We start from the raw sequence: 8,992 nt of genomic DNA on the forward strand, positions 1-8,992 counted from the left end.
TCCCTACTAATTAACACAGGAAAACTGATAAATGTAACCGAGAGGAGGGGGTCACACCCCTCAGGCAATCCTCCCCACTTCCTCTTTCAGCAGTTCGGATATGACCTTTCCGTCCGCACGTCCACGCAGCTCCTTCATCACGACCCCCATGAGGGGGCCCACCGCACGCATGCCCTGTTCACGGACAAATGCCTCACGCTCTGCAATCGTTTTGCAGATGATGGCCCGCACCTCTTCACGACTCACCGACGGTGCCACCGCATTGATGGCCGTATCGATATCCTGCCCTTCCGAGAGGGCACGGATAACAGGCGGTATGGCCTCCTTTGCCACCGTGCCCGCCTCCACCCGGAGCAGCAGGTCAACGAGCGCCTCTCCCGGCACTGCTGCAACATCAGCACTGTCACGCGAGAGTTCCTTCAGCGTGCCCAGCAGGGTGTGCGCCGCCAGCGTGGACTTCACGCCCCGGCTGACCGCCTCATCAAAGAGTTGGCATTGCCGGGAGTAGACCATCTGGCGGGCAATGGACGCGTCCAGCCCCATATCCCGCACATACCGGTCGGCCTTATCCGAGAGCAGTTCAGGCAAAACGAGGGCATCATAGTACGCATCTGTGACCGTCACCGGCAGCACATCGGTCTCCGGATACATACGGGCCGCACCGGGCAGGGGGCGCATATATGCCGAGCTGCCCTCCTCCAGCATCTTGCGCGTCTCCTCGGGCACGCCGTCGCGGGCCATATCTGCACGCCTTCTGACCTGTGCGATGGCACAGACAACCTTCTTTCTGGCATCCGCGACGAGCACCACACAGTCATTTGGCCCTGCACCCACGGCCTTTTTCAGGCTGGCAGCCTCCGCCTCGGTGACACCGTAGGCAGGCAGCTCGTCGGTGTGGAAGAGTCCTCCGACACCGCACTTCTTTGCATAGTCGGACATCTCGCTGCCCAGACGCCTGCCGGGCTGAATCTCCCGGCCCACAAGTCCGGCATACCCCCGCAGGCATACCGCGTGAATCGTCTTGGCCCGCTTCAGTATGGCAGAGCCCGTCTCTGTAAAGAGTGCCGTCACATCATGAGTCTCCTCGTCCACCGAGGCATGGCGTGCCAAAAGTTCATCGCGTATGGCAAGCAGGTTCACCTGACGCTGCACCTCGCGCCGGACCACTTCATCAATCAGCCGGAGTTCCTGCACGCCTTTGATCTCGACACGGGCGCCCTCGCGTATGGAGACGTTGACATCCTGCCGGATGGTGCCGATGCCGCGTTTCACCTGCATCGTTGACCGCAGCAGCATACCGATGTAGGCGGCCACCGCCTTCACCGCTTCAGGCGTGTGCATGTCAGGGGCGGTGGTGATCTCGGCAAGAGGGATGCCCAGACGGTCAAGGGAGAAGAGCTGATCCTCAATACGCTGGGCGGCCTCCTCTTCGAGACAGATGGACTCGATCCGCTCTCCCGTGGGCAGCGAACCGTTGAGCGCCACCATACCGGTGCGCTGGAACCCGCTCGTATTGGAGCCATCGATGACCAGTTTGCGCATCACATGCACCTGTTCGACAGGCGTCATGCCCATCATCCTGGCAATGGTCAGTGAGAGTGCCAGCGCCTCGGGGTTGAGGGGTGCCGGGGGTTCCTCGTCATTTTCAACAAGACAGGTGGTGTCATACGCGTAGTAGGTGAACGGGCGCATGACCATCATCTCCTCGCGGGCCGCCCGGTCGATTTCACCCATCTCGGATACCGTCGCACGGAGATAGCGGAAGAACTCAGCGTTGTGCTCCTCTGCATCCCGCAGGACGGTCGGACAGTGGCAGAAGAGTTTCTCCCGTGTGTCGAGCTGCTGGTGAATCTCAATACCTGCCTTCAGGCCGAGTTTGGCATAATCGTAGTCCGCCATCAGAGACACCTCCCGAATTCGCCCCTCAGGGATGTTGTCATCAGACGGGCTGCCTCTTCGGTATCCGTTGTCTGCCCGAGGACCCACATCAGTTTGACATAGGCCACTTCAGGCAGCATCTCGTCCCCTTCGACAACTCCTGCGGCTAAGAGGTCACGACCGGTGTCATAGACACGGTCACAGACGCGGCCGCTGAGGCACTGGGATGTCATGACAACGACCGTGCCCGCATCCGTCAGCGAACGCAGCGCCTCGATCACCGGAGCGGAGGTATGACCCAGACCGGTGCCCGAGACCACCAGACCACGGTATCCCTCGAAGGCACGGATCAGATCGGGGTGCATGCCGGGATAGAAGGTGGACAGGCCGACCTTCTCCTCGAGCTTCGGGGAGAGCACGGGTTCGGTCTCCGGCCGCCTGCGCACGGCATCCTTCGTAAGGGAGACATCGAGCGAGGGATAGGCCACCGTCCCGATGGGTGCCTGACCGATGCTTTGGAAGGCGTCACGCCGCGAGGTGTGCATCTTGCGCACCCGTGTCCCGCGGTGGATGGCACAGGCGTCGTCATTGGTGGACGCATGCATCACCACTGCCACCTCGCCGAGGTCTGATGTCGCTGCCGCCGCACTCGCCAGGCCGTTCATGACATTGTCACTCGACGGCCGGTCGGCGGAGCGCTGGGAGCCGACAAAGACCACAGGCACCGGTGTGTCCAGCATAAAGGAGACGGCCGCGGCCGAGTAGGCCATGGTATCGGTGCCGTGGGTTACGATGACACCCTCGGCACCGTTCTTTATCTCTGTAAAAATGCTCTTTGCCAGCGTCTGCCATATGGCAGGCGTCATATTCTCCGAGAGGATGCTTGCCAGCACCTCTGAGCGGAACTGTGCGATATCAGCAAGACCGGGAATGGCCCGCATAATGTCGTCCGCCGTAAACTGGCTGGTGACAGCACCCGTCCGGTAGTCCACGCGGCTGGCAATCGTCCCGCCGGTGGATATGATGGAGAGCTGCGGGAGGGAAGGGTCCTGTTCGACCGTCACCCCCACTGCCTCTGCTCTCTCCGGCAATGCGACCACGGTCAGGCATGCCGGGTCCACACCGATATTGTATCCGCTGTTCAGTTTAATGACCGCCATGCCGTCGCGGTCGGTGATGTAGGTCGCTGTCTGGTCAGTGCCTGCATATCTGCAGGTCACCCGTGTTCCTGATTCCATCATCATTCGTCAACCAGTCTCCGTGCTTCACGGATCATTTCATCCTCTGCTGCCTGCAGACGTCCTTCTTCTGACCGGACCCAGATCCGGTCATCTTCGAGTGCCGCGTGCTGTATGGCGATTGCCTCTGCCACCGTCTCCGGTGCCGGGCCACCGGGTGCACTGCGCATACGCACACTCACATCCACATCCAGTGCATCTGAAATCCGCTCCCCGGTCAGCCCCCGCTCCACAAGGGAGATGCCGGAGAGCTCCTGTGCCGCCGCTTCAAGGACGGCAAGATCAATGACACTGCTGCGTATCGCACGCCCAATGATATTGTGGGCCGCCCGGAACGGCAGACCAAACTCCCGCACCAGCACATCCGCCAGTTCGGTGGCCGTTGAAAAGCCCCGGCCCGCCTCTTCACGCATCCTGTCGGGGTGGAAGGTGGCGGTGCTGATGATGCCGGCTGCAATGCCGATACAGGCACCGGACTCTGAGACTGCCCGCCATAGGGAGGGCGTCACATCCTGCAGGTCGCGGTTATAGCTCATGGGCAGCCCCTTCACGGCGGTAAACGCCGCTGTAAAGCTGCCTGCAACGACACCGCTCTTGCCCCGCATGATCTCTGCGGTGTCCGGGTTCTTCTTCTGTGGCATAATGGAGCTTGTCGAACAGTATGCATCGTCCAGTGTCACAAACCTGACAAAGGCAGAGCTCCAGAGCACAATCTCCTCTGCCATACGGGAAAGAGTGGACATGAGAATCGTGCAGGCAGCCGTGGTCTCAATCACAAAATCACGTGCCGAGACCGCATCCATCGTATTGAGCACCAGTTCCGGGAAACCCAGCAGTCCGGCGGTCATCTCCCGGTCAATCGGGTAGCCGGTGGAGGCAAACGCCGCTGCACCGAGAGGTGAGCGGTTCACCCGGCCATAGCCATCCCACAGACGCTCAAAGTCACGGGAGAGTGCCTGTTCATACGCGAGCAGATAATGCCCGAGTGTGGTCGGCTGGGCATGCTGGAGATGGGTAAATCCCGGCATCACCGTCTCGGTGTGCCTCTCCGCCTGCTCTAAGAGCGCCGCACGCAGTGAGGAGAGCCCTGCCATATGTGCGAGCAGTTCTTCACGCAGGCGGATACGGATACAGGTCGCCACCTCATCATTGCGCGACCGTCCCATGTGCAGCCGTCCGCCCTTATCCATGCCGGAGGCAGCGATAAGGCAGGCCTCAATACCGGCGTGCACATCCTCATACTCGTCGTCAAAGACGGTCTCCGGCACACCGTGTTCATACATCCCAAGCAGTGCGGCCATGACCGCTGATGACGCATCCCGTTCGATGATCTCCTGCTGATCCAGCATCAGGAGATGGGCAATATCCACCCTGATATCGGCATCAGCAATCCACCGGTCTGCATCCATTGACGAGAGGAAGGCAGCCACTTCTGCGGGCCGTCCGCCCGCAAGCCGCCCCCTCCTCACCGGATCGCTCGACATTTTTCAATAAACTCCTGCCTATGGTATACGAAATGAAAAATGTTAAAGCAATGCATTTTCAGGAAATATGCCTCCGGCCGCCCGTCAGCCACCCCTTTTTTGTCAGATGATGCAACATATCGGACACATGCGGGCAAAGATCCGTTCAGAATGGAATGAATTTAATAATACACAGGAAACAATTATATGATCGATCACCTACATCAGGAGAACGCATATGAAATCAAAAGGAATATTCATTCTGGCCATCTGTGCCATTGCAGCAGTGCTGCTTGTCGCCGGATGCACCGACACCGGCAGCAGTACAGAAACCGAAAAAGACTACATCTCCTTCGGCTACCAGCCGTCAACCCATCAGGTTGCATACATGGTCGCAAAGGAGAAGGGCTGGTGGGCAGCAGACCTTGCCCCCTTCGGCATCAAAGACATTGAAGACCACAAATTCCCGACCGGCGCACCTGAGATGCAGTCCATGCTCGCAGGTGACATCGATGTCGCATACGTGGGTGCTGCCCCTGTCATATCAGCGCTTGCCACCGGCCTTGACGCAAAGATAGTCGCTGCCGTGCAGGTACAGGGTTCCGACATCGTTGTCCGGCCCGAAGTTAACTACACCGGCCCCGAAGACCTGAAGGGGCTCACCATCGCCACCTTCCCGTCGGGCACCATTCAGGACACCCTCCTGCGCGGCTGGCTCCAGTCAAACGGCATTGACCCTGACACCGACGTGGACATCCGCCCGATGGGCCCCGGGGATGCCACCGTTGCCATATCAGAGGGAGCTGTCGATGCAGTATTCCTGCCGCACCCGGCACCCGCCACCATCGTCGCTGAAGGAAACGGATACATTGCCGTGCAGTCAGGTGATATGGAAAAAGACCATGCCTGCTGCGCCCTCGTTGTCTCAGGCGACCTCATCCGCAACCACCCTGACATGGTGGAGCAGATTGTAAAGACCCACATCAGGGCAACAGAGTATGTCATCGCAAACCAGAACGAGTCCGCACAGATATACCATGACATGAACAAGGTGGACATGGCAGTCATCGAGGACTCGTTTGCCACATGGGACGGACGCTGGGTCACCGACCCTTCCACCATCATCGTATCTGTTGTTGACTACACCCGGATACAGGCAGACCTCGGCTACATCGACCATCCGCTCACCGAGGATGAAATATTTGATCTGTCCTTCTACCGGAAGGCAACAGAAGCCTAACCTTTTTTTCCCTGCCTGCACTATTCTTGAGAACAGACCGGGAACAGTATATTCCCGGCACGCACCGTGGAGCACTCACCCATGCGTACAAAGAAAAAAAACTCCTACCGGAACATTCTGATACCGCTCACATCGATTGCAGTGGTGATCATCATATGGCAGATTGTTGCCGTCTATGTGGTCGGGAACACGTTTAAACTGCCCAGTTTCACCGAGGTTGTCAGCGCCTTCGTAAAAGACATGTTCGGCCCGCGGGGCACCCTTCCCGAAGACATCGTGGTGAGTCTGTATCACTTTCTGATTGGCATGGCAGCAGCACTCCTGGTGGGCATACCGACCGGAGTCTGCATGGGCTGGTTCCGTGACATCGACATCGCATTAAACCCGATTGTTGAGATCATCCGCCCCATACCGCCCCTGGCGTGGATCCCGTTTGCCATCATCTGGTTCGGGCTCACGCATGCCGCTGCAGGATTCATCATCTTTATCGGTGCCATATTTCCCGTCATCATCAATACCTACACCGGATTTCGCAATGTGCCGAAGGTATTCATCGAGGCGGGGAAGGTGCTCGGCTGCACAAAGGACATCTCTTTGATCAGGAAGATAGGATTTCCCTCGGCCATCCCCGAGATCACGGCAGGCATCCGCGTCTCCATGGGCATCGGCTGGATGTGCCTTGTCGGTGCCGAGATATTCGGTGCAGGCACCGGCAAATACGGGCTGGGAAAGAACCTCTGGACCTACTATAACCTGCACCAGATGGACAGTGTGGTCGTCTATATGCTGGTTCTCGGTGTCATCGGCATCGTCATTGACATCCTCTTCCGGCATTACGTACACAAGCAGACCGTCCGCTGGCAGGACAATATGGAGTGATGAGGATGGCAGTTGTTTCAGTTCAGCATGTAACCAAGGTCTTTGCGCGCGACGAAGGGGAACCGACCGTCGCCCTCAAAGACGTGAACCTGGATATCGAAGATAAGCAGTTCATCTGCATCGTCGGTGCGTCCGGGTGCGGAAAGACCACCCTGCTGCGTATCATCGCAGGGCTTGAGACCAGCACAGAAGGCTCGATTCTCCTTGACGGGGTGCCTGTCACGGGAACGGATACCGACCGCGGCATGGTCTTTCAGGAGTATTCCCTCTTCCCGTGGAAGAGTGTCATCGACAACATCGCATTCGGCCTGGAGATGCAGGGCATCCCGAAGGCAGAGCGCCGACAGACGGCGGAGAAATACCTGAAGATCATCCATCTGGAACAGTTCAGGGATGCCTACCCGCACGAACTCTCGGGAGGCATGCGCCAGCGTGTCGCCATTGCACGGGCTCTTGCAAACGATCCCAAGGTGCTTTTAATGGACGAACCCTTCGGCGCACTGGACGCACAGACCCGCAATGTGATGCAGCGCGAACTCCTGGAGATATGGGCCGAGACGCAGAAGACCGTGATCTTTGTGACGCACAGCGTGGACGAAGCCGTGTTTCTTGCGGATAAAATCATCATCCTGAGCCCGGGGCCCGGCAGAATTGAAGAGGTCATTCCGGTTGATCTGCCACGTTTGCGTGACCGCACCGCACCAGAATTTGGCGAGTTGCGCAAACATATACTGAAAACGATGGAAATGAGCGCAACTATTCGGTAAGTTATATAAGGATATATTTCCATTTTTTATAGCGCATTTATTCATAGAGGAGTCACAAGCAATGGTCCGAAAACCCGCAGTAATGTACAGATCTGTCACAAAGAGGGCATACACTCGCCGAAAATATATGGGCGGCGTACCCGGAAGCAAAGTTGTGCAGTTCGATATGGGAAATCTTCAGGCTGATTTCCCGGTTGCCGTCTCAATACAGGTTGATGAGAAATGCCAGATCCGCCATACCGCAATGGAAGCAGCCCGCATTAACGTTAACCGTAAGCTCATCAAGGATATCGGCAGAATGAACTTCCACCTCAAGCTGCGCACCTACCCGCACCACGTTCTCCGTGAGAACAAGCAGGCAACCGGTGCCGGTGCTGACCGTGTCTCACAGGGCATGAGAGCGGCATTCGGCAAACCCGTGAGCAGTGCGGCACGTGTCGAGGCAAACCAGAAGATCTTCACCTGCTACACCACCGAGGCAAACGTCGATAAGGTGAAGGTGATCATGAAGCACGGCATCCAGAAGCTTCCGTCACCCGGCAGAGTCGTCATCGAAAGAAAAGAATAATAGCAGATATTCCCCCCCACAGGGGGCATATACTTTTTTCACCATCGCATTGTACATCTCAACAGACAGATAAGAGATGGGAAGAATATTCATGACCGAATTTACCGATCAGGAGAGGCTGCGCAGAGCCGTTGCACAGGCAACGACAGATGCGCTGAGAGAGGCAGAGATACACCTGCCGGGTGATGTTACAGCAGCACTTGAGAGAGCGTATGCCGCAGAGGACAACCCGGTTGCCCGCAGTGAACTGGAAGCGATATTTGAAAACATCAGCACCGCTGAGAGAGAGAATGTCCCTATCTGCCAGGACACCGGCGTCCCTGTCTTCTACATCACCATACCACCAAACGTCCCGTTCACCGCTGCCATCACCGAAGGCGTGCAGGACGGTGTGCGGCAGGCGACAGCAGAGATTCCACTCCGCCCCAACGTCGTCTCTCCACGCACGCGGGAGAATACGGGCGACAACTGCGGCATGGGCATGCCTGCGGTGCATATCACACCGGGAGAGACGTTCAGCCTCACTGTACTCCCGAAAGGTGCCGGTTCCGAGAATATCTCCGCACTGAAGATGTTTCTGCCCTCGGAGACAGGGGAGATAACACGCTTCATCACGGAGACCATCATGCGTGCCGGTGGAAAACCCTGCCCCCCCGTCATACTGGGCATCGGCATCGGCTCCACCGCAGACGGGGCGACGGCCCTCGCAAAAGAGGCGCTCCTGACACCCTTGGGGGAGATGAACGGACTCGAACAGGAGATATATGACGCCGCAAACGCCCTCGGCATCGGTCCGATGGGGCTGGGCGGAGAGACGACCTGTCTGGGGGTGCGGATACGTGAGGCCGGATGCCACACCGCCTCTCTCCCCGTCGCACTCAATGTCCAGTGCTGGGCCGCACGCCGGGCCACCGTTGAGGTGAACTATCCATGACCAGCCTGAAGACGCCCCTGGGAGA

8 protein-coding genes are annotated in these 8,992 nt (G+C 58.0%); 5 read left to right on the forward strand and 3 right to left on the reverse strand.

The window, feature by feature from the left end; translation table 11 throughout:
* Positions 1 to 60 precede the first annotated feature (60 nt).
* The 3 genes from gatE to argH are packed head-to-tail and all read right to left on the reverse strand — an operon-like array spanning position 61 to position 4,600.
* On the reverse strand, positions 61 to 1,899 hold the full coding sequence (gene gatE / locus MKMG_RS05180) for a Glu-tRNA(Gln) amidotransferase subunit GatE (RefSeq protein ID WP_165076351.1): 1,839 nt from the start codon (positions 1,897 to 1,899) through the stop codon (positions 61 to 63).
* Positions 1,899 to 3,116: a Glu-tRNA(Gln) amidotransferase subunit GatD gene (gene gatD, locus MKMG_RS05185; RefSeq protein WP_165076361.1), complete on the reverse strand. Its 1,218-nt coding sequence runs from the start codon at positions 3,114 to 3,116 to the stop codon at positions 1,899 to 1,901. The genes gatE and gatD overlap by 1 nt, the downstream gene beginning before the upstream one ends.
* A gap of 2 nt (positions 3,117 to 3,118) precedes the next feature.
* Positions 3,119 to 4,600: an argininosuccinate lyase gene (gene argH / locus MKMG_RS05190; RefSeq protein WP_165076352.1), complete on the reverse strand. Its 1,482-nt coding sequence runs from the start codon at positions 4,598 to 4,600 to the stop codon at positions 3,119 to 3,121.
* A 217-nt stretch (positions 4,601 to 4,817) separates the two neighbouring features.
* Between argH and MKMG_RS05195 the strand changes: the two genes are divergently transcribed.
* From MKMG_RS05195 to MKMG_RS05215, 5 genes are all read left to right on the forward strand, one after another.
* On the forward strand, positions 4,818 to 5,819 hold the full coding sequence (locus MKMG_RS05195) for an ABC transporter substrate-binding protein (protein WP_165076353.1): 1,002 nt from the start codon (positions 4,818 to 4,820) through the stop codon (positions 5,817 to 5,819).
* A gap of 81 nt (positions 5,820 to 5,900) precedes the next feature.
* Positions 5,901 to 6,698, forward strand: coding sequence for an ABC transporter permease (locus MKMG_RS05200; RefSeq protein ID WP_165076354.1), 798 nt, complete (start codon positions 5,901 to 5,903; stop codon positions 6,696 to 6,698).
* Between the two features lie 5 nt (positions 6,699 to 6,703).
* Entirely contained in the window at positions 6,704 to 7,465 is a 762-nt protein-coding gene (locus MKMG_RS05205; protein ID WP_165076355.1) for an ABC transporter ATP-binding protein, read from the forward strand.
* Positions 7,466 to 7,526: 61 nt separating this feature from the next.
* The gene (locus MKMG_RS05210; RefSeq protein WP_165076356.1) at positions 7,527 to 8,033 is read left to right on the forward strand and encodes a 50S ribosomal protein L16; all 507 of its coding nucleotides are present in this window, start codon (positions 7,527 to 7,529) and stop codon (positions 8,031 to 8,033) included.
* 91 nt (positions 8,034 to 8,124) lie between these two features.
* Positions 8,125 to 8,967 carry a fumarate hydratase gene (locus tag MKMG_RS05215; protein WP_165076358.1) on the forward strand — a complete coding sequence of 281 codons (843 nt, stop codon included), beginning with the start codon at positions 8,125 to 8,127 and terminating at the stop codon, positions 8,965 to 8,967.
* Positions 8,968 to 8,992 lie beyond the last annotated feature (25 nt).

It is taken from the genome of Methanogenium sp. MK-MG, assembly GCF_009914725.1.
Taxonomy (GTDB): domain Archaea; phylum Halobacteriota; class Methanomicrobia; order Methanomicrobiales; family Methanomicrobiaceae; genus Methanogenium.